Here is a 25592-nt window from a genome sequence, read left to right as displayed (position 1 = left end):
ATAGCAATAAGAAAAGTTAAATACCTTTGGTACTTTTAAGTTTACCCAATATTGGTTTTAAATTCATTTAATTATCCCACTAAAAATATTAATATTAAATTTTACTCAATAAATTTAAATGAATTATATTAAAATAGTTTAAAGAATAAAATAATAATTTATTTGAACTAAGTATACTTGGAATTAACAACTAGTTTCTCCTTTTTGATTTAATGTGAATTTTATAAAATATTAATGTAAGATATATTCAAATGTAGATAAATATTTGAAAAAGTTATACAATATAACAAGGATTTATCTAAGGAGTAATTGATGTAATATTTAAAAAGTATTTAAGGAAAATAATAATAGAAATTTAGGTAAATTTAATTAAATTATACAAAGGAGAAGGTAAGATGTTTAAACCAAGATTAGTCTCTGTTTTAAATGGAGAACGTGGTGATTTTACTAAGGCACAATTAAAAAATGACTTAAAGGGTGGATTAAATGTTGCTATAATATCTTTACCCATAGCTATAGCTTTAGGAATATCATCTGGAGTTTCACCTAAGGTGGGTATATTTACAGCTATTATTGGAGGCTTAATAGCAGCAATATTTGGAGGAAGTGGAGTTCAAATAACTGGAATAACAAGTGGCTTTGTTCTTATATCTTTCGGACTTATTAAACAATATGGAATTTCTGGTCTTGCTATTGCCACAATTATGGGTGGAATAATTTTAGTTATTTTGGGATTTTTAAAAATGGGTTCCGTAATAAAATACATACCTTATTCAGTTACAGTGGGATTTACTACAGGGATAGGGATACTTTTAATAACAACAGAAGTACCAAGCTTTTTAGGATTAAGAATAAATAATATACCTAATGATGTTGTAGGAAAATGGATTACATATGTAGAAAATATAAAGACTATAAATATAGAAGCTTTATCAATAGCTATATTGGCAGTAATAGTAGTACTTTTTTGGCCTAAAATAAATAAAACTATTCCAAGTTCTTTAATGGCTATATTAATAACATCACCTATAGCTTTATTTCTACATTTAAATGTAAGTACAATAGGAAGTTCTTTTGGAAAAATATCATCTTCTATTCCAATGCCTATGATTCCACATGTTACATTTCCATTAGTAGTTAAGCTTATAGAACCAGCAATAACTATTGCTTTAATAGGGTCAATAACATCTTTATTAGCAGCCTTAGTTGGAGATGGACTTTCTGGAGAAAGACATGATTCAAATACAGAATTAATAGCACAAGGTTTAGCATGTATAGGTTCAGCTTTATTTGGAGGAACACCAGTTGCTGGAGTTGTATCTAGAACTACAGCGAATTTTACACATGGTTCAAGAACACCTTTTGGAGCAATATTTAATTCTATTTTCCTATTTTTTATAATGATTTTTTTAATGCCATTGGCAGAGTACATACCTTTATCAACTTTATCTGGAATAATTATGGTTTTAGGATATAACATGTTAAAAATAAAAATATTTAGAGGTTTATTAAAAGGACCTAAAATAGATTTTGCTTTAGCTATAATAACAGCTATTTTAATACCTCTTACAAGTATACCTATAGCAGTTGCAGTTGCAATGATTATAGCTATGGCTGATTTTATGAGAAGAATGTCTAAAGATTTAGAAATAAAAGAAATAAAAAGTGAACCATTAAAAAACTTAAATATTTCAGATGATATATTAGTTTATGAAATAAAGGGAACTTTATTTTTTGGAACTGTAGAAATAATGATGAATGCTTTGGATGAAGTAAAAGAAGATAATACTAAAGTTTTAATTTTAAGATTAAAAAATATAAGTAATATAGATGCTACTGTTATAAATAAAATTGGAGTAATAAGAGATAGATGCAGCAAAAAAGGAATAAAGGTTGTTTTAAGTGGACTAAATAATTCTAATAAAAAGCTATTAGAAAATAAGGGATTCTTAACAGCAACCGATGTGGTTGAAGCAGTAGAATTAGCAAATAAAATAAAATGATTTTAATAGAAATAAGATGTAGTATAAGAGCTATGTCTTATTTTTTTGTAGATTATATAAAAATTAATTAAATATGGGACTTAGGGGAGATTAATTTAAAAGAGACATAATAGCAATTTAATAGCCAAATAAAATAGAGAATTTATAAAAAATATGGAATTTTTATTAAAGTACAATTAAAATAGTGCTATAATTATAATATATGAAAAAAGGGGGCTACCAAAAATGAATGCAAAAGAATATGTTGGGCAAGTAATTGAAGATTTAGTGAAAAATAATCCAGGAGAAGTAGAATTTCATGCAGCTGCTTATGAAGTTCTAAATTCATTAATACCGGTAGTAGAAAAAAATCCAGTTTATATGGAAGAAGGTATACTTGAAAGAATAGTGGAGCCTGAAAGAGTTATAATGTTTAGAGTTCCATGGATTGATGATAGTGGAAAGGTTAGAGTTAATAAAGGCTATAGAGTTCAATTTAATAGCGCTATAGGGCCATACAAGGGTGGACTTAGATTACATCCTTCTGTAAACTTAAGTATAATAAAATTCTTAGGATTTGAGCAAATATTTAAGAATTCATTAACAACATTACCAATAGGTGGAGGGAAAGGTGGTTCAAACTTTGATCCTAAAGGAAAATCAGATAGAGAAATAATGAGATTCTGCCAAAGTTTTATGACTGAACTTAGTAAGCATATAGGACCAAATGTTGATGTTCCAGCTGGAGATATTGGAGTTGGTGGAAGAGAAATTGGATATATGTATGGACAATATAAGAAATTAAAAAATGCCTTTGAAAATGGAGTTTTAACAGGTAAAGGTCTTACCTATGGTGGAAGTTTAGCAAGAAAAGAGGCTACTGGTTATGGCTTAGTTTACTTTGTTAATGAAATGCTAAAGGACAATAATATAGATTTAAAAGATAAAAGAGTAGTAATTTCAGGTTCTGGTAATGTGGCTATATATGCAACTGAAAAGGCAACAGAACTTGGGGCAAAAGTTGTAGCTTTATCAGATTCATCAGGATATATTTATGATGAAGAAGGGATAGACTTAGCTATAGTAAAAGAGATAAAAGAAGTTAAGAGGGGAAGAATAAAAGAATATTTAAATTATAGACCAAAAGCTGTATATACAGAAGGATGTAAGGGAATTTGGACTATAAAATGTGATATTGCACTTCCTTGTGCTACTCAAAATGAAATAGATGCAGATAGTGCAAAAATATTAATAGAAAATTCAGTAATAGCTGTAGGTGAAGGAGCTAATATGCCTTCAACTTTAGAAGCACAAAAACTGTTTATAGAAAACAAAATTCTATTTGCACCAGCAAAAGCTGCTAATGCAGGTGGAGTTGCAACATCTGCTTTAGAAATGAGTCAAAATAGTTTAAGAATGTCATGGACCTTTGAAGAGGTTGATGGAAAACTTAAAGATATAATGAAAAATATTTACTATAATTCCAAAAATGCTGCTGAGGAATATGGAAATAGTGGAAATCTAATAGTAGGTGCAAATATTGCTGGCTTCTTAAAAGTGGCAAATGCAATGTTAGAACAAGGAATATAATAAATAATAAAAATGAGGATGTATCGAATGATACATCCTCTCTGTCTTTTATCTAGCTATCTCGGCAGATAAAAGGAATATAAATTAAGATGCTGATTTGATATAGATTCATTTTATTTAGTATTGATATAGTTCACAATTAGTATTAAAGTTCTGTTTTATTATTATCATTGGGAGGGAAAGCTTCCTTAATTCCATTTTTAACAGCATTTTTTATAACAGTGTATAGCACTATGAAAAATATAATAAAAAAACCAATAGCTTCTAAAATCATAAAAATCTCCTACCTTTGTATAGAATTCAAATATATTTATATATTTTATTATATATTATTTTCATGTTTTTGAAGTATATAGATATATGAGTAACCAAAATTAAAAGTGATATAAGAGATAAATAATGTATATTATATTATTGGATATATTTTAGGGGAGAGGAGAAGGTAGATGAATAAGGAAGAAGAAAAAAAGGAGAAAGAATCTTCAAATGTAGTTACAGAAAAATTATTAAGTTCTAGGTCTATTGTTATTTCAGGAGAAATTAATCAAGCTTTAGCAGAAAGAGTTATAAAAGAACTTTTAATTCTTCAAGAGATGGGAAATGAACCTATAAAGATATATATTAATAGTCAAGGTGGTCATGTTGAAGCTGGAGATACAATCCATGATATGATTAAATTTATTAAAGCTCCTGTTATAATAATAGGAACTGGTTGGGTTGCAAGTGCAGGAATTACAGTTTTTCTTGGAGCTCAGAAAGAAAATAGATATTCCCTGCCTAATACAAGGTATATGATACATCAACCTCTAGGAGGAGTTAATGGTCAAGCTACTGATATAGGCATTGAAGCAAAAGAGATATTGAGAGTACGAAAGAGAATTAATGGTATTATTAGTAAGGCAACAGGACAAGCTTTAGAAAAAGTAGAAAAGGATACAGAAAGAAATTATTGGTTAAATGCTGAAGAAGCAGTTGAATATGGAATTGTAAATAAAATTATTTCAAAATATGATGAGTTAGAAAATCTATAATTTCTTATAAGGTAAAAGGAATTCACTTAAGGCTTAATTTAGATAGAATAAAATCCTATCTCAATTAAGTCTTAGTTTATGTAAAGATAATAGAGCAGATATAGGATGTTGATTTATAAAGAAGAAAAATGTACTATATATAAGTAATAAAGAGCAAAAATAAGAATTATCAATTAAAATAGGAGGGTTTTAAAGTGGCAAAACAAACAAGTAAAAATAATGATTTTTTAAATACATATAAAGATAGTACATCACCTAAGGTTTATAATTTATTAGTTTCTTTAATGAATGAAAATAAGGAAAAAGAAGCTAAGGAAGTTACTAGATTAGATTATTTAATAACTTATTTTAATTCTTTAGCAAAGGAAAGAATTAAAAAAGAAATTAAAGAAGTTGGGGAAAGTATAAATGAAAGAATAGCTTCTCTTAAAAAGAAAAATATTGATATAAGCTCTTTAGAAGAAATTTATGAGAAGATAATTAAGGAAAATAAGGTAAAATTATAAAGGAATAATTAAAAATCTTTATGAAAATACTAAATTAAGAAACTTTTAAAGTATGTTTACATTAAAGGATAGGAGTATCTAATTTAGAAATCATGAGGAGGTTAATTATGAAAAAATTATTATACATATCAGTAAACTCAAAACCAGAAGAAGATTCAACATCAAAAACTGTAGCTAGAAAATTAATAGATAAAATAATAAAATATGAAGATTCTGAAGTTGATGTTGAAGAGTTTGATGTTTACAAGGAACATATTCCAACATTGACTCACGAATATTTTTGTGGAAGAAATACACTTTGTAACGAAGAGGACTATGAGGAATTAAATCATAGAGCAAGAAATGAAATTGATAGAATAAAGGTATTAGCTAATCAATTTAAGGAAGCTGATATTTATGTAGTTGCATCACCTATGTGGAGTTTGTTTTTTCCAGCACCATTTAAACAATATTTAGATTGTGTGATTCAAAATGGTATAACTATAGATATTTCTGAAAGGAAATGCAAGGGCTTATTAGATGATAAAGAAAGAAAATTTTATTTTGTTCAATCTAGTGGTGGAGATATTCCTGTTCTTTTTAAAGGAATGCTTGATCATAGCTCATGTTATTTAAAGGATATAGTTAAATTTATGGGAATTGATAAATACAAAGAAATATTAGTTGATGGTACAGGATTCACTAAGGAAGAGAGAAGAGATGCAATTGAAGCAGCAGAAGATGAAATAGATGCAATGTTTAAAATTGGTAAGGCTATAGATAAAGCTTGTGAAGATAGTAAGGAGTTTATGGATAAGATGAAAGGGTATCATAAAAAGTTAAAAAAAGAAGATGGTTCTTTTACTTACAGAGCAAAAGAGGATAAAGATGAAGAAGAACCTAAAGAAAAAGAAAGTTTTACTGAAGAGGAAGAACAAGAGCACAAGGCAGAAGAAAATAATAAGGAAAATGAGTCAGTAATAAAAGAAGAAGAAAAAAATCATGAAGAAGTAGTAGAAAATGATTATCCTGTTGATGACACAAAGAAAGAACCAGAAGAAGAATTAACTGATGAAAAAATGCAATCTTATGAAAGAATGGAAAGTGATAAGGTTCTAAATGAAGAAAGTGCTAAAGAGTATTAAAAAGATAATTAAGCAAATTTTTTAAATCTATGTTAAAATATAAATAATAAGGGCTGTATCAGAATAGATACAGTCTATTTTTTAGTTATAAATTTTACATAAGGAGATTAAAATGAAAAATTTTAGAGAATTAAGTTTAAAGGTTGAAGTAATAGATGCATTAGAAAAAATGGGGATAACTGAGCCTACTACTATACAAGAAAAAACAATTCCTTTAGTTTTAGAAGGGAAAAATTTAATTTGCCAATCAGAAACGGGAACTGGCAAAACTTTAGCGTATTTATTACCAATAATAGAAAAAATAGATGAGAATAAGAAAGAAACCCAAGCTATTATATTAGCTCCAACACATGAGTTAGCAGCACAAATAAATAATGTAATGGTTGAAATAAGAAACTTATCAAAGATAAAGATAAGTTCAACAACTATTGTTGGAAGTGGAAATATAAAAAGACAAATAGAAAAGTTAAAGGAAAAACCTCAAATAATAGTAGGCTCAAGTGGAAGAATATTAGAACTTATACAAAAAAGAAAAATATCTGCCCATACTGTTAAAATCTTAGTTTTAGATGAAGGAGATAAATTGCTTCATTTTAAAAATATAGAAGAAGTAAATGCCATAAAAAAATCTCTTATGAGAGATACTCAAAAGTTATTAGTATCTGCAACGCTAACAGGAAAAACTCTTGAAATTGCAGAAAAAGTAATAGATAACCCAGAGTATGTGGAAGTTAAAGAAAAAAATAAGGTTAATAAGGACATAGAACATAATTATTTTGTAGTTGAAAGAAGAGAAAAATTAGAACATTTAAGAAAATTAATACATGCATTAAAGGGAAAGAAGGTATTAGTATTTTTAAATGGAGCTTATGATGTAAATATAGCTTTAGAAAAATTAAGATACACTAAAATAAATGTGGAATCATTAATTGGTGAAGGTAAAAAAGAACAAAGAAAAAAAGCACTTGAAGATTTTAGAAAAGGAAAGCTTAATGTATTAATAGCTTCAGATATAGCAGCAAGAGGTCTTGATATAAAAGGCTTAGATTATATTGTAAATCTAGACATTCCTGTAGATCCTAAGAGTTATCTTCATAGATCAGGACGTGTTGGAAGAGCAGGAAAATCAGGAATATCTTATTCTATAGCAACACCAGGAGAAGAAGAATTAATACAAACTTATACACAAAGATTAGGTATAAAGGTTCAAAAGAAATATATTTATGAAGGTAAAATAGTAGATAAAATAGAAAAGAAACCTTATGTGAAAAAGAAAGTAAAATCAAATACTAGTAAAAAGACATTTAGGAAAAATTAATTTTAACTCCATAACAATAAAATGTATTTAATGGGTTAATATTTTAAAAGTACAGTATCAAGGGAAGTAGTAAGTATAAATCCTTTGGTGCTGTTTTTTTATTGGTATTATTTTAATTCTTAACTGTTAAGTATATTGATATTATTGTATAATATAATAAGTGTTTATCTAGAAGCGGAGGGAAGATGAGGAAGTATAAATTAAGCAAGTTATATATATTAAAAATAATCATTGTAAGATTTTTTTCTCTTCAAATTATAAATATTCTTTATGGAACTTTTAATCAATTAATACCCCATAGGTTTTCTATGATTGCTTTTAGAGCAGTAGAAGTTATGAATTTTTTAGGATTGGTAATAATTTTTATTCTTCCTATAATAGAGTATTTCGCTTATAATTATGAAATAACAGAGGAATATATACAAATTAATTATGGAGTATTTTTTAGAAATCATATATATATACCAATGGAGCATGTAAAGTATGCCATTATAATTAGAGATCCTATAGATTACTTTTTAGGGCTTAGTAGAATTAACATTTATACTCCAGCAAGAAAACGATCTATAAGATGTTTAAATTATTCTATGGCAAAAGATGTTTGTAAAGCTATAAGACTAAAAAGTATGGTGGCAGAACAATGATATACTATTCAAAAAATCATTGGTATATGATATTCTCATATTACTATAAATTAGTAAGAAAAGTTTGGCCTATGATTGTTGCCATAATAGTTCCTAGCTTAGCCTATGGAATTAAATTAAGTTGGCTTCTTATGATTTTAATAGGGATACTTGTTTTTCTTAAATGGAATAATGAATATATTATAGTTAATGGTGAATACTTGATATATAAAAAAGGTATTTTAGAGAGAGAAGAATTAACAATACCACTTAAGAATATTTCTGTAGTGGAATTTGATAGAAATATAGTTCACAAGATTTTAGGTTTAAGTAGAATAAAGATAGAAAGTGTATCACCTAAAGATAGAAATTTTAATATAATAATGGTTTTTAGTTTAGATAAAAGAGAAAAATTTAAAAAAGCTTTTAATTATAAAAAGCATTTTGCCACTACTGAAAATTATGATGTAAGTGGACAATTGACTTATAAAATAACAAAATTAGATTTGCCATTATTGTTAACTTTAAAGAGCAATCTTATTTTAGGTGCAGGTATAATATACACTATGTATAGTTTACTAAATGATGCAGATGAAAAAATGTCGAGGCAATTGAAAGAAACTATACTAGAGCTTATAAAAAATAAGATTTTAGAAGGTAAAAACTTAATAATGATAATATTATTTACTCTTTTAATAATGGTCATAATAACATTAATAATTATGTTAGCATCGTTATTTGGAGTAATAAGTAAATATTATAAATATAAAATCTATAGAAAAAATAATTATATTTATATAGAATATGGTTTAGTAGTTAGAAAACATTATTCCATAGCATTAAATAATATACATGCTATAACTTTAGAACAAAATATTATAAGCCAGTTATTTAATTTATACACTATAAAGTGTTCAGCAGTTGGATATGGAAATGGATATAAGGAAGAAGATGTGTTATTTCCTTTATGTGGAGAACGTAGACTAAGGAAAATATTTAAAGACCTTTTTCCTGAATTTATAGTAGAAAGTAAGATAGAGAAGGCACCTAAAAGAGCTAGAAATAATTTTTATACATCTTGGCTTAGTTGGGCTAGTCTTTTTGCCTTAATAATATTCTTTTTGACTAAATCACCAATAGGATTTATAGTTGTTTTAATAACTTTTATATGGAGACTTTTGGTGAAAAAAAATTCAGGACTTTGTATAGATGAAAATATAATATTTATAAGTTGTGGCTCCTTTACAAAAAGAATGTATTTTATTAAAAAATACAGTTTATTAGAATGTAATAAAAGAGTTAATATATTTCAAAAAAGAAAATCCATATGTGATTATAAAATAGAATTTTATTCAAAGAGAAGACTTGAATATATTAAAGCTAAAAATTTAGAGGACAATTTGTTTAATGAACTAAAAGAAAAAATAACTATATAATTCAGTGAGGAAGGAATTTTTATGAATAAAATATTAGTATTAGCAGAGAAACCGTCAGTAGGAAGAGATATTGCTAGAGTTTTAAAATGTAAGAAGAATATTGGTGTTGGCTTAGAAGGAGATAAATATGTTGTAACTTGGGCTATGGGACATTTAGTTACTTTAGCAGCACCAGAAAATTATGATGTAAAGTGGAAGCATTGGGAGATGGAATATCTACCTATGTTACCTAAACATATGAAGCTTATCCCTATAAAGAAAACAATGAAACAATTTAATGGAGTTAAGTCTTTAATAAATAGAGAAGATATAAAAGAAATTGTAATAGCAACTGATGCAGGGAGAGAAGGAGAGCTTGTTGCAAGATGGATATTAGAAAAAGCGAGAAATAACAAGCCTATAAAGAGATTATGGATATCATCTGTAACAGATAAAGCTATTAATGATGGATTTAACAACTTAAAAAATGGTTCAGAATATAATAATTTATATTCAGCAGCAGCAGCAAGAGCAGAGGCAGACTGGGTTGTTGGCTTAAATGCGACAAGAGCTTTAACTTGTAAGTATAATGCGCAACTTTCAGCAGGAAGAGTACAAACACCTACTTTAGCAATTATCGATTATAGAGAAAAAGAAATTAAGAATTTTAAGCCAAAGAGTTTTTATACTATAGAAGCTCAAGGTAAAGGAATTAAGTTTACTTGGATAGATAAAAACAATAACAGTAGATTATATTCTAAGGAAAGTGCTGAAAACATATTAAATTCTATTAAAGGAAAAAATGGTGAAGTAATATCTTTAAATAAAAGTGCTAAAAAGTCTTATGCTCCAAAGCTATATGACTTAACAGAGCTTCAAAGGGATTGCAATAAGATGTTTTCTTATTCACCAAAAGAAACTTTATCATTAATGCAAAGACTATATGAAAATCATAAAGTTCTTACTTACCCAAGAACAGATTCAAGATATTTAACAGATGATATGGTAGGAACATTAAAGGAAAGAGTAAGAGCTTGTGGTGTTGGTTCTTATAGTAAGTTCGCAGCAAATATTGCAAGAAATCCAATAAAAGGAACTAAGGCTTTTGTTGATAATTCTAAGGTTAGTGATCACCATGCAATTATACCTACAGAACAAAGTCCAAATTTTTCTCATATGTCAGATAAGGAAAGAAAAGTTTATGATTTAGTAGTTAAAAGATTTTTAAGTGTTCTAATGCCTCCTTGTGAGTATGATGAGGTTACTTTAGAACTTGGAATAAATAATGAAAGATTTAAGGCTAAGGGAAAAGTAATAAAGGTAAAAGGATTTAAAGAACTTTACTCAGACTTTAATGAAGAGGAAGATGGAGATGATATAAGAGAACAAACACTTCCTGAATTCTTAAAGGGGGAAAAGGTAGTATTAACAGCTACTAAACTAATAGAAGGAAAAACAAAAGCACCAGCACCATTTAATGAAGCAACATTGCTTTCAGCTATGGAAAATCCAGTTAAATATATGTCTGGAGAAAGTGAAGCACTTAAGAAAACTATAGGTCAAACTGGTGGACTTGGAACTGTTGCAACTAGAGCAGATATTATTGAAAAATTATTTAATAGCTTCCTTTTAGAGAAAAAAGGCAAGGACATTTACTTAACTTCTAAGGGAAAACAACTTTTAGATTTAGTTCCTAGTGGGTTAAAAACTCCAACATTAACAGCAGAATGGGAACAGAAACTTGGGCTTATAGAAAAGGGAAAAATATCACCAAAAACTTTCTTAACAGAAATGAGAAACTATGCTGTAGCAGTAGTTGAAGAAATAAAACAAGATAACTCTAAGTTTGTTCATGATAATATGACAAGAACTAAGTGTCCAGAGTGTGGTAAATATCTTCTAGAAGTAAAAGATAAAAAAGGAAAGATGCTAGTTTGCCAAGATAGAGAATGTGGTCATAGAGAAAGAGTGTCATTACTTACAAATGCTAGATGTCCAGAGTGTAAAAAGAAACTTGAGCTTAGAGGACAAGGAGAAGGAAAGATATTTGTTTGTCCAGGACAAAATTGTAACTTTAGAGAAAAAGAATCTGTATTCAAGAAAAGATTTGAAGATAATAAAAAAGTAAATAAAAAAGAAGTAAATAAAATTATGAAGAAAATGCAAAAGGAAGCTAAAGAAGATATAAATAATCCATTTGCAGACTTACTTAAAAACTTTAAATAATATGGAAAAAGTTTAGAGGTTGCTTAAGCAACCTCTTTTTTCTATAGAAAATATAGACTATTGATTTATTTTTAATTTCGTATTATTATTTAATCTAGACTTAATTTGTATGAATTAAAAATTAAGTTATTTAATGATGTATGTTTGTTTGCTTTAGGTTTATAGAATGATGAGGTATTAACAGATATTAATCATTAGATAAAAATATATAGAACTTGGTTTAGAGGGGTTTTTAGTATTTTTAAATTTATTTAAGTTACTCTAGATTAAGTAAGGAATTATAATTTATATCTAAACTAAGTTCTAGTTTGGAGGAAGTTTTAACTAATGAAAAAAGTAGATTTAACTACTGGAAATGTATTTAAGGTTATTATAGCCTTAGCTTTACCCATTATGGGAAGTTCTATGCTTCAGATGTCTTACGGTCTTATAGATATGTTTTGGGTTGGACATCTAGGAAGTGATGCTATTGCTGAAGTTGGGACATCAAGCTTTTTTGTCTCTTTAGGGTATTCAATTTCATCACTAGTTATGGTTGGAGCAGGAACTAAAATAGCTCATGCAATTGGAGCAAAAGAGCAAGATGAGATAAAGGAATATATGAATGTAGGTATCTTTTTAACTGCATTAATAGGGATAGTTTATGCATTAATACTTCTATGTCTTGGAAAGTATTTAATAGCATTTTTTGATTTTGGAGATGCAAATGTTAGAGAACATGCTTATGTTTATTTAGCATTAAATGGTCCAATCCTTTTCTTATCATTTTTCAATATGTTATTTTCAAGAATTTTAAGTAGTTTTGGAAATAATCAACTAGCTCTTAAAATAAGTGCTGTAGGAATTATAGTAAATATAATATTAGACCCTATATTAATTTATGGAATTAACTTAGGTGTTTATGGAGCAGCTATTGCCACACTAATAGGAAATTTATTAGTATTTATTTTATATTTAGCATTTAAGGATTCTCCATTTAGATTCCATAAGTGTAATGGAATAAGTAAAGAAAAAATAAAAGATGTTGTTAGTTTAGGGATACCTATAGCAACTCAAAGAACATTATTTACTTTAGTAACTATAATACTTGGTAGATTTATATCAAGCTACGGTGCAGATGCTATAGCAGCCCAAAGAGTAGGTATACAAATAGAATCCTTAAATTTAAGAATAATGGGTGGATTAAATGGAGCCATGGCAAGCTATACAGGACAAAATTATGGTGCTAAAAAAATACATAGAATAAGAGATGGATACATGAAAACTTTACTTCTAGGTGTTATCTATGGGGCATTTATAACTTTAATATTTGTTATATTTTCAAAACAACTAGCAGGAATTTTTATAACTAATAGTAACACTACTTTAAATATAGCTTCAGATTATTTAATTATAGTTGGATTATCACAAGTATTTGGAGCTGTAGAAATAATATCTAATGGTATGTTTACAGGAATAGGTCTTCCTAAAATACCTGCAACTATAAGTATAAGCTGTACTTTATTAAGAATACCTGTAGCACTTATATTAATGAAATATTTTGGAGTAAATGGAATATGGATAAGTATTTCTATATCAAGTGTTGCAAAAGGTCTTATAGTACTTATCGTTTATAGATTTAAAGTACTAAATGGAAGATTAAAATACGAAGGAATTTAAAATGATGAGGAGTATATTAAAATAACATTTACAAATATACTCCTCTATTTAATAAGATAGCTATATAGGTGCAAAATGCTATGACTATTGAACTAGTAATTAGAAGCTCTTCATTTCTAATCAAAAGTTGCTAGAATTTTCACTGTCTGAACGAAGTGAGTTTGAAAATTCTAGCAACTATTGTAGAGGAAATGTTAGAGCTTCTTTACGTATGTGAGTAGTCATAAATGGTGAACCTATATAGCTATTATTTATATATACTAGCGTTTTGCAAAGAATTCTATTTTTTTATTTATATGCTTATTTATTGAATACTCGTATATTCGTCCTGTAGTTAAGTAACCTATATTGGAAATTTGTAATATAGGTTTATTTTGTTCTAGGTTAAGAAGGCTAGCTTCATCTTCACTTAATAGAGTACTTTCAATTGTTTTTATACTATGGGTTATTTCATAGCCACATTGATCTTCAATATAAGATAGTAAGCTAGCATAACAATTGGATTCATTTAATTTTGGAAAAAGAGAATAAGGCATATAAATTTCTTCAAGATGGTGAATAGTATCATCTATGTATCGTCCTCTAATTATTTTAAAAACTTCTTGTCCTTCTTTTAATGCTAATTTATCTAATATAAATTGGGAGGGCTTAATTTTAGAAAAATAAAAAACTTTACTTTTTAAAGTTTTTGCTCCATGCAAATCAAACATTGAAGAAAGACTTAATATATGTTCTGTTGGAATTTTATTTACATAAGTAGAACCACCATGAATTTTTAAAAGATAGCCTCTTTCAATTAAATATTGAAGTGCACTTCTAATAGTATGTCTATTACAATTATATTTTAATGAAAGTGAAGATTCAGAAGGTAGTTTAGAACATTCAGGTATTTCGCCACTTATAATACTTTCAATTATGTCTTTACAAATTTCTTTACTCGTCATTTAAAATCACCCCTAAATTTATTATAAATGCTAAAAACTGTATATACAATAGTTAGATTTAAATAGTGATTTTATAAAAAAGTGTTGTCTATACATAAACTGAAATCAATGGGATTTTTATATTATAATCCATTTAGTACTCAATATAGGGAGGATGAGCTTAATGATGAATTATAAATTTCCAGAGAATTTTTGGTGGGGAGCTGCAACATCAGGGCCACAGGCAGAAGGACGATTTAATAAAAAACATGATAGTGTTTTTGATTATTGGTTTGATAAGGAACCTGAAGTATTTTTCAATGGAGTAGGTCCAAATGTTGCTTCTAATTTTTATAATAGCTATAATGAAGATTTAGATATGATAAAAGAAATAGGGCTTAATTCATTTAGAACATCTATTCAATGGACAAGATTAATAAAGGATTTCGAAACAGGAGAGCCAGATGAAGATGGAGTAAGATTCTATAATAATCTTATAGATAAAGCAATAGAAAATAATTTAGAAATAGTTATGAACTTACATCATTTCGATTTACCAATAGAGTTATATAACAAATATGGTGGATGGGAGTCTAAAAAAGTTGTAGAGTTATTTGGTAAATTTGCTAAAACAGTTTTTGATTTATTTGGTGATAGAGTAAAGTACTTTACTACTTTCAATGAACCTATAGTTGTGGTTGAAGGACAATATCTTTATAAATTTCATTATCCATGTATAGTTAATGGAAAAAAAGCAGTTCAAGTAGCTTATAATATTTCTTTAGCTTCAGCTCTAGCTATAAAAGAATATAGAGAAGGAAATTATGGTGGAGAGATAGGGATTATAGTTAATTTAACTCCTTCTTATGCAAGATCAAATAGTGAGGAAGATTTAAAGGCAGCAAAGGTTGCAGATTTATTTTTCAATAGATTATTTTTAGATCCTGCTGTTAAGGGTGAATTCCCAGATGAGCTTATTGAAATATTGGAAAATGATGATGTACTTTGGGAAAGTACAGAGGAAGAATTAGCTATTATAAAGGAATCCACTATAGATTTCTTAGGTGTGAACTATTATCAACCAAGAAGAGTTAAAGCTAAAGAGGAGAACTTTGATAACTCTTTAGGATGGATGCCTGATAAGTATTTTGATAATTATATAATGCCAGGAAGGAGAATTAATAAACATAGAGGATGGGAAATATACCCTGAAGCTATTTATGATATAGGAAAAAATATTCAAGAAAATTATGGTAATATAAAATGGTATATTTCAGAGAATGGAATGGGGGTTGAAGGTGAAGAAAAATTTAAAAATGATAATGGAGTAATAGAGGATGATTATAGAATTGAATTTATAAAAGAACATCTTATGTGGCTTCATAAGGCTATAGAAGAAGGGTCAAATTGTTTTGGATATCACCTTTGGACACCTATAGATTGTTGGTCATGGTGCAATGCTTATAAAAATAGATATGGATATATATCATTAGATTTAGAAACTTTAGAGAAGAAGGTAAAAAAATCTGGTTATTGGATAAAAGAAGTTTCAGAAAATAATGGGTTTTAAGTAGTAATTTTAAAGAGTAGAAATGTTATTATAATTTTTATAATTAACACTTTTACTCTTAATTTTTTACCAATAAATACATTTAGGTATATTGAATATATTTATCCTTTTATTTAAATAATAAAATGAGGCTTAATTTAGGATCAATGAAAAAAGCAATTCATGGCTTTTATGATAGAAGGTGAGTGTAATTAGTAGATTTATTAGTAAAAAAAAGTTAAAAAAATACATAGTTATTTTACTATGTGCAGGATTTATTCTTAGTAGTTTAAATTTAGGATACAAAAATTTCACAGTGAAAAGAGATGACTTTTTTACAAAAGAAGGTGTAACTTGTGGGGGGCCAACAGTGGATGAGGCTATTGATGTAGATGACGTGAAATTAATGTTAAAGAATATCTATGAAGGACCTTTGAAAAATGAAAAAATTGTTTTTTTGACCTTTGATGATGGACCAAGTGTTAATACAGATAAAATAATAAGCATATTAAATGATAAAGGGGTAAAGGCTACATTTTTTGTGGTGGGAGAAAGATTATCTTTAGGAGAAAATAAGGAAAGATTACTTAGATTATATGAAGCAGGGCATAGTATAGGTAATCATACATATAGTCATGATTTTTCAAAGATATATAAGAATAATAAAGTTCAAGTAGGTTCATTTTTAGAAGAGGTTAAAAAAACAGAGGAAGTTTTAAATGAACTAATTGGAGAAAGAAATTGTGAAAATATATTAATACGTATGCCAGGTGGCTATGGAAGCAGGAAGTATTATCATGATCCAAATTTGCCAGAACTCAATAAAAAGTTTGAAGAAGAAAATATAAAAAATATAGATTGGAATTCTTTAAATGGGGATGCTGAAGGAAAGCCCTATACTAAAGAGGAAATGATAAATTATGTGAAGAAAACTGCAAAAGGTAAACAATATGTAGTTGTTCTTATGCATGATAGAGAAGGGAAAGAAAAAACTGTAGAAATGCTTCCAGAAATCATAGATTACTTTAATTCAGAAGGATATATTTTTAAAAGAATCAACTAATAAAATAAAATTTGTATTATTTAGTCTTTAAGCAAAAAAAAGGATGTATCAAATCAGTACCTTAATTTATATTACTTTTATAAACATATTTTTTCATCTGCTGGGATAGCTATATAGCTAGATAAAAGGCAAAGAGGATGTATCAAATTATAGATACATCCTCTTTTTTATTATTTAGCTTCTAAATATTCATCGTAAGTACATTCTTTATTGAACTTAACAGCACCATCATTTATTTCAATTATTCTATTAGCAATTGTTTCAACGAATTGGTGATCGTGACAAGCAAATAATATTACGCTCTTATAATCCATAAGACCATTATTTACTGCTGTTATTGATTCAAGGTCTAAGTGGTTTGTAGGTTGGTCTAAGATAATAACGTTAGCTGAGCTAAGCATCATTTTAGATAACATACATCTTACTTTTTCTCCTCCTGATAATACTTTAGCTTGTTTTAAAGCTTCTTCTCCAGAGAATAACATTCTTCCAAGGAATCCTCTTAAGTAGCTTTCTGATTTCTCTTCTGAGTATTGTCTAAGCCAATCAACAAGAGTTAAATCGCAATCTTCAAAGTATTCTGTATTGTCTTTAGGGAAGTATGATTGTGAAGTTGTTACACCCCACTTATATGATCCAGCATCTGGTTCCATTTCTCCCATAAGGATTTGGAATAGAGTAGTGATAGCTATTTCATCTCCAACGAATGCTATTTTATCTTCTCTTCCTAGGATAAAGCTAACATTATCTAGAACTTTAACACCATCAACTGTTTTTGTTAAACCTTCTACCATAAGAACGTCGTTACCAACTTCTCTTTCTGGTTTAAATCCAACGAATGGATATCTTCTGCTTGATGGTTGAATATCATCAAGAGTTATTTTATCAAGAAGTTTCTTTCTTGAAGTTGCTTGTTTAGATTTAGATGCATTAGCACTGAATCTAGCAATAAAGTTTTGAAGTTCTTTGATTTTCTCTTCTTTTTTCTTGTTTTGATCTTTAGCCATTTGTAAAGCTAATTGACTTGATTCATACCAGAAGTCATAGTTTCCAACATAAAGTTTTATTTTACCAAAGTCAACATCACAAATATGAGTACATACCATATTTAAGAAGTGTCTATCGTGGGATACAACTATAACTGTTCCTTCAAAGTTAGCAAGGAAGTTTTCAAGCCATTCTATAGCTTTAATATCTAAGTGGTTAGTAGGCTCATCTAGGATAAGTACATCAGGCTTACCAAATAAAGCTTGAGCTAAAAGAACTTTAATTTTTTCATCACCTGTTAATTCACCAACAGTTTTATAGTGAAGTTCTGTTCCGATTCCTAAACCTTGTAATAATGAGGAAGCATCTGATTCAGCTTCCCAACCACCCATTTCAGCAAATTCGCCTTCAAGTTCAGAAGCTCTTATACCATCTTCATCTGAAAAATCAGCTTTTGCATATAGGGCATCTTTTTCTTCCATAATTTGAAATAATCTTTCATTTCCCATCATAACTGTTTTTAATACTTCACAGTCATCATATTGGAAATGGTCTTGCTTAAGTACAGACATTCTTGAGTTTGGAGCTAAAGAGACATCTCCAGTATTAGCTTCAATTTCTCCAGCTAGTATTTTTAGGAAAGTTGATTTACCAGCACCATTAGCACCAATAACACCATAACAATTTCCTGGAGTAAATTTTAAATTAACATCTTCGAATAATTTTCTTTCACCGAATCTTAAACTTACATTAGTTACCGTAATCATTAAATCGCTTCAATTCCTTTCATATGTATAATGTTTATTTTTAATAAGCCATTATAAAACGCTTTTACATTGTATTATAACATAAAAGCGTTTTATAAAAAAGCATAGTAGAAATTTAATTTTTTAAAGAGTGAAGTGGTGCAGGGATTCTTCCCCCTCTTTCTATAAACAAATCACAATTTCCAGGTGAAGTTTTAATTATAGGGGCACTACCAAGTAAACCACCAAATTCAACCATGTCTCCTACATCCTTATTAGGAACAGGAATTATTCTAACTGCTGTAGTTTTATTATTTATCATTCCAATAGCAGCTTCATCAGCAATTATTCCAGAGATTGTGCTAGCTGTTGTTTTGCCTGGAATGGCAATCATATCAAGACCAACAGAGCATACACAGGTCATTGCTTCAAGCTTTTCTAAAGTTAAGAATCCATTTTTAGCTTGTTCTATCATGCATTCATCTTCAGATACAGGAATAAAAGCACCACTTAAACCACCTACTGAAGAAGAAGCCATTAAACCACCTTTTTTTACTGCATCATTTAATAGGGCTAGAGCAGCTGTAGTTCCATGAGTACCACAGTTTGATAATCCCATTTCTTCTAATACTCTTCCTACTGAATCACCAACAGCCGGAGTTGGTGCTAAGGATAAGTCTACTATTCCGAAGGGAATATCTAAACGCTTAGAAGCTTCTCTTGCTACAAGTTGCCCCATTCTAGTAACTTTAAAGGAAGTTTTCTTTATTGTTTCAGCAACGGTTTGAAAATTTTCTCCCTTTACTTCTTCAAGAGCTCTTTTAACAACACCCGGGCCACTAACGCCTACATTTATGACTTTTTCAGCTTCACCTACACCATGAAAAGCACCTGCCATAAAAGGGTTATCCTCTACAGCATTACAAAAAACAACAAGTTTAGCACAACCAAAACCATCAGGTGTTATACTAGCTGTTTTTTTTATGGTTTCTCCAAGAAGCTTAACAGCATCCATATTTATTCCATATCTAGTTGAGCCAACATTAACAGATGAACAAACAATATCTGTTTCTTTTAAAGCTTCAGGTAAGGAATTAATAAGGGTTAAATCACTTTCTGTAAATCCTTTTTGTACTAAGGCAGAAAAACCACCTATAAAATCAATACCAACTTCTTTTGCAGCTTTATCCATGGCCTTTGCTATGGGAACATAAGAAGATGATTTAGTAGTAGCAGCAACTATAGAAATAGGAGTTACAGAAATCCTTTTATTTATTATTGGTATACCAAATTCCTTTTCAATGTCTTCAGCTGTTTTAACAAGGTTTTCAGCTGTTTTTGTGATTTTATCATAAATATTATTACAAAGTTTATCCATATTATCATTGGCACAATCAAGTAAAGATAAACCAAGAGTTGTTGTTCTAACATCTAGATTTTGTTCTTTAATCATTGAGAGGGTTTCAAGTACTTCATTTTGTGTAATCATTTATAATCCTCCTTAAATCTTATGCATAGAATTAAATATATCTTCATGTTGAATTGATATATCTAAAGCTGCTTTTTTAGAAAAGTCCTTTAAGATGTTTCTTATTGAATCTAAATCTTTAGAGGATTTTGAAATATCTGTTATCATCATCATAGTGAAGTATCCGTCTAATATAGTTTGACTTATGTCTAAAATATTTATATTATTTTCAGAAAGTATTTTAGAAACTTCAAAAATAATACCAACTCTGTCTTTTCCAACAACAGTAACTATTGCTTTCATAAATAACACCCCAACTTTTTTATATATTTTATAATTACATATTTTACCACAGAATTTTAACTTTATAAATAAGGATTAATATTAGTATGATAATATAGCTGTAAAAATATTATTTAAAGTATTAAATATGTTGATAAAGTTGAGAGATTTAAAAATAATGAGGATTATATATATGAATTGTATATATTTTTTTCTTTAGAATAATAAGCCAAATTCAAATTAGCTCTCATTTTATTGTAAATTAAAATTATAATTGCTATAATAAAAGCTAAGTTTAAAAAGAAATTCAGTGAGGTGATTAAATGAGCGGTATAGCAGGTGAAGGATGTGAAGTTTTAGTTCCTTTTAATGAAAGAATACCCTTAGCAGATATAGAGAGAAGTATAGTAAAATCATATAGAAAGAAAATATGGTCAAAATTTATAAAAGCTATAAAGGATTACAAATTAGTAGAAGAGGGAGATAAGGTAGCTATAGCTATTTCAGGAGGAAAGGATTCTCTGCTTTTAGCAAAATTATTTCAAGAACTACAAAAGCATGGACAAGTTAAATTTGATGTTGAATTTATAGCAATGGACCCAGGGTATCATCCACATATTAGAAAACTTCTTGAGGATAACTGTGAGTATTTAAATATACCAGTACATATTTACGATTCAGGTATATTTACAGTGGTTGATAAAATAGCACAAGATTATCCTTGTTATATGTGTGCAAGAATGAGAAGAGGTTCTTTATATGCAAAAGCTAAAGAGCTTGGGTGTAATAAGCTTGCTTTAGGACATCATTTCAATGATGTAATAGAAACAACAATGCTTAACATACTTTATGGTGGAAACTTTAAAACCATGTTACCAAAGTTAAAGGCTACAAACTTTGATGATATAGAGCTTATAAGACCTATGTATTACATAGAAGAAAAATACATAAAGAATTTTACTCAAAGATCAGGAATTTGGCCTCTTAATTGTGCTTGTATGGTAGCAGCTAAGAAAATAGGAAATAAGAGATTTGAAATAAAAGATATGATAGAAGAATTCAAGAAAAACTTTAACGGAGTTGATAAATCTATATTTAGAGCAGCTCAAAATGTAAGTGTTGATTCTATACTTGGGTGGCAAATTGATGGAGAAGACTATTCCTATTTAGATTTTTATGATAAAGATAGTTTACTTGAGCCAGTTACAGGATTAAAGTATGAAAAAATAGCTAAAGAAGAAGCAAAAAAAGAAAAAATAAAAATAGCTAAAAATCTTTTAGATGTTTTAGAACCAGCTGTAATAGCTGAAAAAACAGGACTTTCTTTAGAAGAAGTAAAAGAACTTTAAAAATTTTTATAGGGCAGAGTGATGTATGAAAATTATAGGTACATTCACTCTGCCTTTTAGCTATTCTTAAATATATTTATGGAAAGCTTTTAAGGAAAATTGGTCTTAATTAATGTGTTGAAATAATATAATTTAAAGATAGTATGTAAATATGGAATATTAAGTATGATAGTTAAAGCAATTACTATACCCACACCAAGGAGGGTAAAGAAACAAATAAAAAAATATATTACTATGGAAAGAATTGTTATTTATAGCCTAATAGGAGCAGGAACAGCAATTATATGTTTAAATTCAATTCCTGTTAAAGCAATACCCATAGGAGCATTAATTTATTGTGGAGTTGCTTATGAGGTTATAGAGAATGGAGTTTATGCTACGGACGATCCAGAGTTTATAAGATATCTTTTAGAAACTAATTTCTATTATGAAGGATTTAATATTTTTTATTAAACAAAATATTTTTAGAATAATAAAAATATTAAAGGGGAATAATCTTTTATATAGCTAGATAAAAGGCAAAGAGGATGTATCTGTAATTCGATACATCCTCCTATACTAAAAAATTATTTTATAACTTCAACACCATTATTTCTAGCGTTATCTAAGTCATATGCTCTTTTTCTAACTTTGATTGATTCTTCGATAACCATATCTAAGAATTCACCCATTTCGATACCGAAATGTTTTAAGCTTACAGGAACTAAACTGTTTTTAGTCATTCCTGGTAATGTATTAACTTCTAATACATAAGGAACACCATCTTTTATAAGCATATCAACTCTTGTTAATACGCTAGTTTTAAGAGCGTGGTAAGTTCCTACAGCCATTGCTTCAACTTCTTTGTGTAATTCTTCTGGAAGTTCAACAACATATCTCTTTGAACCTTCAGCAGTATATTTTGATTCGTAATCGAAGAATTCTCCTTTTGGTTCTATAGCTATAACAGAAGTCATTTTTCCGTTTACAACTGGGCAAGTTATTTCAGTTGCATCAGTTAAGAACTTTTCTATCATGATTTCTTCGTCCCATTTTAAACCGTCAAGAACAGCAGCTTCAACATCTTCTTTTTTCTTAACTATAAAAGTAGCAACACTTCCACCACCATTAACTGGTTTAACCATTACAGGATAACCATATTCTTCGATTTTAGCGTAATCTATTTCTTCTACTGATTTAACAACAAACCAGTCAGCTGTTCTTATGTTATTGTAACGTAAGATTTGTTTAGTTATGTCTTTATCAACACCTAAACCACCAGCTAATACGCCACATCCTGAGTATGGGATTTCGTAAGTTTCAAGTATAGCTTGAACTCTTCCGTCTTCACCAAATTTACCGTGTAACATTAATAGAGCAAAGTCTAAATCTTTAACCTTTTCTATTACATCTGTTTTCTTGTCAATTACTACTGGAATTACTTCATATTTGCTTTTATCTAAATGTTCAATAACATTATTTCCGCTATCTAGTGAAACTTCTCTTTCAGAAGATATTCCACCCATTAAAACTCCAACTTTCATCATTATCATAAACCTCCGTACATAAAAATTAATTTGTATATGTATGAATAATGCGTTTTAATTATATCACTTTATTTCGATTCTGTGTGCAAAAAAAATAATAAATAATAAAAATTTAAAAAACTTTTTATCAAAACATATATTTAAATGTTTTCTTTTAATAATAATTCAATATATCTCTTTAAAAAATATTAAATTATCTGTATAAACATAGAATAAATTCATATTTTATTAATGAGATATATTCTGAAAATACTATTAATTTTTTATTTTGTGTTTTTTTCTTTGAAATTTTTCAAAGGTATAAATATAGTTAAAGCCTAATTTTTTTATTACTTCTAATCCATAATTACAACCACAAAATATATCACTAGCTTTATGAGCATCAGAACCTATGGTAATAAGTTCTCCACCTAAAGATTTATATAATTTTAAAACTTCAAGAGATGGATGTAAAGAATTAAGAGATTTTCTTAATCCTGAACAGTTTACTTCTAGAGCTATATCATTAGAAATAATTTTTTTTAGAATTTCTTCTATAATATCTTTATGAAGATTAAAATCGTAATTACCTAAAGTATCAAAAGCATATCTGTTCATTAAATCTAAGTGAGCAGCAATATTAAAACCACCTAATGTAACCATTTTTAAATATTCCTCGAAATAAATATTATAGGCATCTATTTTATTATATTTACTACATAAATTTCTTAAGCTTAAGGAACCAACATTGTGAATAGAACCAATGGTAAAGTCAAATCCGTTTAAATCAATGGATTCTAGATTTTCTAAATGTGGTTCACAAATTTCCAATGCCTTTAATATAGTTATTTCATTAGATAGTTGTGAAGCTTTTAATATATCGTCTTCAAATTTTTTCTTATTAAAGTGTCCATAAGTTTTTTTATTTTTATTTGAAGAATAATGTTCTGTAAAAGCTATATATTTAATATTTTTATCTATGGCAGAAAGAACCATGTTGTTTATAGATTCCTTTGAGTCAAAAGAATTATTAGAATGGCAGTGTAAATCAAACATGATTAAAGACCTTTCTTAAGTAATTGGTTTAACTTATCAGGGTGGTTTGTAATAATGGAGGAAACACCTAAGTTTATAAGCTTTGACATGTCTTCTTCATCATTTACTGTATAACAATTGACAGAAATATTTTTATTAAGTATGTTTTGTAGGTATTGTTTGTCAAGAATAGAAGAATAATGAGGATGAAGAGCATCTGCACCACAACTAAGACAATAGTCAGCAGGATTATTAAGCCAACAATCATAAAGTAGACCTGTTTTTATAGATTTATCTAATTCTTTAATTTTTATCATAGATAGATGATTAAAGGAAGAAACAATTACTTTTTCTTCTAATCCAAATTTATATATATTATTTAGCACAATATTTTCAAGGTTTTTATAGTTGATTATACTATTTTTAAGTTCTAAATTTATATAAATATTATTATCCTTTGCAAATTCTAAGAATTCTTCTAAAGAAGGGATTTTTTCTCCTTGACCAGCATCTAGTTTTCTTAATTCTGAATAAGTAAAATCTTTAAGAAAACCAGTTCCATTTGTTGTTCTGTCTAAAGTTTCATCATGAAGTATTAAAGGGATGTTATCTTTAGATAGTTGAACATCTAATTCAATGCCATGGCAATGTCCTTCCTCAATAGATTTTATAAAAGCTTTCATTGTATTTTCAGGATATTTAGAAGAAAATCCTCTATGAGCTAAATTTAAAGTCATTTTTATAACCTCCTAAATTTAATATTCTTATTCAAATATATCAATAAAAATGGCATAATGGAATAGAATTCATTAAGATTTTAGAATAGAGGTGTGGATGGATTGGATAAAGCTAAACAATATATATGGCCAGCAGCACTAGGATTTCTAGGATTAATAATAGGGCTATTAATATACTTTTTTTATGAAGGTAGTATAGTAATTTTAGTTTCATTAATAGTTTTAGGCGTTTTAATTGGTTTTAGAATAATTAGAAATAAAAAATAGAAAATAGGAGAATTGAAAATGGAATTAATTATAGAATTAAAAGGTAAAAATGAAAAGGTAGTTTATAAAGGTGATAGAATTGATGTTTTAGATTTTGAAATGGGTGGAATAAAGTATAAACAAATAAGATACTTTAAAAAAGGGTTTTCTAAATCAGAGTTAATAGAGTCTGAAATAATAAAATCAATAAAAGAAGTGAAATAAAAG

At 28.0% G+C, this 25592-nt stretch carries 23 protein-coding genes and 1 pseudogene; 16 read left to right on the top strand and 8 right to left on the bottom strand.

Annotation, left to right across the window (positions count from 1 at the left end; all coding sequences use genetic code 11):
• Nucleotides 1-395 precede the first annotated feature (395 nt).
• Both ARA19_RS10445 and gdhA read left to right on the top strand, forming a co-directional pair.
• Nucleotides 396-2003 carry a SulP family inorganic anion transporter gene (locus tag ARA19_RS10445; RefSeq protein ID WP_055070909.1) on the top strand — a complete coding sequence of 536 codons (1608 nt, stop codon included), beginning with the start codon at nt 396-398 and terminating at the stop codon, nt 2001-2003.
• Nucleotides 2004-2228: 225 nt separating this feature from the next.
• Entirely contained in the window at nt 2229-3572 is a 1344-nt protein-coding gene (gene gdhA / locus ARA19_RS10440) for an NADP-specific glutamate dehydrogenase (protein WP_055070908.1), read from the top strand.
• Nucleotides 3573-3717: 145 nt separating this feature from the next.
• On the opposite strand, the gene ARA19_RS18000 is transcribed toward gdhA, so the two are convergent.
• On the bottom strand, nt 3718-3846 hold the full coding sequence (locus ARA19_RS18000) for a DUF6019 family protein (RefSeq protein ID WP_242862425.1): 129 nt from the start codon (nt 3844-3846) through the stop codon (nt 3718-3720).
• 172 nt (nt 3847-4018) lie between these two features.
• Here ARA19_RS18000 and ARA19_RS10435 point away from each other — a divergent pair, with 172 nt between their 5' ends.
• The 8 genes from ARA19_RS10435 (at nt 4019) to ARA19_RS10400 (ending at nt 13474) form a co-directional block, all read left to right on the top strand.
• Complete coding sequence (locus ARA19_RS10435; RefSeq protein ID WP_055070907.1) at nt 4019-4603, top strand: ATP-dependent Clp protease proteolytic subunit; 585 nt, start codon at nt 4019-4021, stop codon at nt 4601-4603.
• Between the two features lie 194 nt (nt 4604-4797).
• Nucleotides 4798-5109 (top strand): hypothetical protein, encoded by a 312-nt coding sequence (locus ARA19_RS10430; protein ID WP_055070906.1) that lies wholly within the window; start codon nt 4798-4800, stop codon nt 5107-5109.
• Between the two features lie 107 nt (nt 5110-5216).
• A complete protein-coding gene (locus ARA19_RS17190) occupies nt 5217-6233 on the top strand; it encodes an FMN-dependent NADH-azoreductase (protein WP_084764440.1) in 1017 nt (338 codons plus the stop codon).
• 112 nt (nt 6234-6345) lie between these two features.
• Nucleotides 6346-7551, top strand: coding sequence for a DEAD/DEAH box helicase (locus ARA19_RS10420; protein WP_055070905.1), 1206 nt, complete (start codon nt 6346-6348; stop codon nt 7549-7551).
• Nucleotides 7552-7736: 185 nt separating this feature from the next.
• Nucleotides 7737-8195, top strand: coding sequence for a PH domain-containing protein (locus ARA19_RS10415; protein WP_055070904.1), 459 nt, complete (start codon nt 7737-7739; stop codon nt 8193-8195).
• Nucleotides 8192-9610: a PH domain-containing protein gene (locus tag ARA19_RS10410; protein WP_055070903.1), complete on the top strand. Its 1419-nt coding sequence runs from the start codon at nt 8192-8194 to the stop codon at nt 9608-9610. Before ARA19_RS10415 ends, ARA19_RS10410 begins: the two co-directional genes overlap by 4 nt.
• Nucleotides 9611-9631: 21 nt before the next feature.
• Nucleotides 9632-11815 (top strand): DNA topoisomerase III, encoded by a 2184-nt coding sequence (locus tag ARA19_RS10405; RefSeq protein ID WP_055070902.1) that lies wholly within the window; start codon nt 9632-9634, stop codon nt 11813-11815.
• A 327-nt stretch (nt 11816-12142) separates the two neighbouring features.
• Complete coding sequence (locus ARA19_RS10400) at nt 12143-13474, top strand: MATE family efflux transporter (protein ID WP_055070901.1); 1332 nt, start codon at nt 12143-12145, stop codon at nt 13472-13474.
• A 260-nt stretch (nt 13475-13734) separates the two neighbouring features.
• Here the strand turns inward: ARA19_RS10400 and ARA19_RS10395 are convergent, their stop codons facing one another.
• A complete protein-coding gene (locus tag ARA19_RS10395) occupies nt 13735-14418 on the bottom strand; it encodes a GntR family transcriptional regulator (protein WP_055070900.1) in 684 nt (227 codons plus the stop codon).
• A gap of 166 nt (nt 14419-14584) precedes the next feature.
• Between ARA19_RS10395 and ARA19_RS10390 the strand changes: the two genes are divergently transcribed.
• Nucleotides 14585-15967, top strand: coding sequence for a glycoside hydrolase family 1 protein (locus tag ARA19_RS10390; RefSeq protein WP_055072105.1), 1383 nt, complete (start codon nt 14585-14587; stop codon nt 15965-15967).
• Between the two features lie 181 nt (nt 15968-16148).
• Complete coding sequence (locus tag ARA19_RS10385) at nt 16149-17009, top strand: polysaccharide deacetylase family protein (RefSeq protein ID WP_055070899.1); 861 nt, start codon at nt 16149-16151, stop codon at nt 17007-17009.
• A 170-nt stretch (nt 17010-17179) separates the two neighbouring features.
• Here the strand turns inward: ARA19_RS10385 and ARA19_RS10380 are convergent, their stop codons facing one another.
• The 3 genes from ARA19_RS10380 to ARA19_RS10370 all read right to left on the bottom strand — a co-directional run bounded on the left by ARA19_RS10380 (nt 17180) and on the right by ARA19_RS10370 (nt 20513).
• Nucleotides 17180-18763 (bottom strand): ABC-F family ATP-binding cassette domain-containing protein, encoded by a 1584-nt coding sequence (locus ARA19_RS10380; RefSeq protein WP_055070898.1) that lies wholly within the window; start codon nt 18761-18763, stop codon nt 17180-17182.
• A 115-nt stretch (nt 18764-18878) separates the two neighbouring features.
• Nucleotides 18879-20231, bottom strand: coding sequence for a PFL family protein (locus ARA19_RS10375; protein WP_055070897.1), 1353 nt, complete (start codon nt 20229-20231; stop codon nt 18879-18881).
• 12 nt (nt 20232-20243) lie between these two features.
• Nucleotides 20244-20513, bottom strand: coding sequence for an ACT domain-containing protein (locus ARA19_RS10370; protein WP_055070896.1), 270 nt, complete (start codon nt 20511-20513; stop codon nt 20244-20246).
• A gap of 302 nt (nt 20514-20815) precedes the next feature.
• On the opposite strand from ARA19_RS10370, the pseudogene ARA19_RS10365 reads away from it, so the two are divergent.
• Together ARA19_RS10365 and ARA19_RS10360 are read left to right on the top strand one after the other, a co-directional pair.
• A pseudogene (locus tag ARA19_RS10365) lies at nt 20816-21679 on the top strand (tRNA 2-thiocytidine biosynthesis TtcA family protein); the annotation flags it as partial.
• 396 nt (nt 21680-22075) lie between these two features.
• A complete protein-coding gene (locus ARA19_RS10360; protein ID WP_055070894.1) occupies nt 22076-22294 on the top strand; it encodes a hypothetical protein in 219 nt (72 codons plus the stop codon).
• A gap of 113 nt (nt 22295-22407) precedes the next feature.
• Here the strand turns inward: ARA19_RS10360 and ARA19_RS10355 are convergent, their stop codons facing one another.
• The 3 genes from ARA19_RS10355 to ARA19_RS10345 all read right to left on the bottom strand — a co-directional run bounded on the left by ARA19_RS10355 (nt 22408) and on the right by ARA19_RS10345 (nt 25118).
• Nucleotides 22408-23364 (bottom strand): D-alanine--D-alanine ligase, encoded by a 957-nt coding sequence (locus tag ARA19_RS10355; RefSeq protein WP_055072104.1) that lies wholly within the window; start codon nt 23362-23364, stop codon nt 22408-22410.
• Between the two features lie 258 nt (nt 23365-23622).
• Nucleotides 23623-24402 carry a histidinol-phosphatase HisJ family protein gene (locus ARA19_RS10350; protein WP_242862424.1) on the bottom strand — a complete coding sequence of 260 codons (780 nt, stop codon included), beginning with the start codon at nt 24400-24402 and terminating at the stop codon, nt 23623-23625.
• 2 nt (nt 24403-24404) lie between these two features.
• Entirely contained in the window at nt 24405-25118 is a 714-nt protein-coding gene (locus ARA19_RS10345) for a glycerophosphodiester phosphodiesterase family protein (protein WP_084764438.1), read from the bottom strand.
• Between the two features lie 102 nt (nt 25119-25220).
• Between ARA19_RS10345 and ARA19_RS17620 the strand changes: the two genes are divergently transcribed.
• The gene (locus tag ARA19_RS17620) at nt 25221-25385 is read left to right on the top strand and encodes a hypothetical protein (protein WP_157452251.1); all 165 of its coding nucleotides are present in this window, start codon (nt 25221-25223) and stop codon (nt 25383-25385) included.
• A gap of 18 nt (nt 25386-25403) precedes the next feature.
• A complete protein-coding gene (locus tag ARA19_RS10340) occupies nt 25404-25589 on the top strand; it encodes a hypothetical protein (RefSeq protein ID WP_055070891.1) in 186 nt (61 codons plus the stop codon).
• Nucleotides 25590-25592 lie beyond the last annotated feature (3 nt).

The sequence above is a fragment of the Clostridium massiliamazoniense genome (genome assembly GCF_001403635.1).
Classification (GTDB): Bacteria; Bacillota; Clostridia; order Clostridiales; family Clostridiaceae; genus Sarcina; species Sarcina massiliamazoniense.
This window is presented reverse-complemented; position numbering and strand designations above follow the sequence as displayed.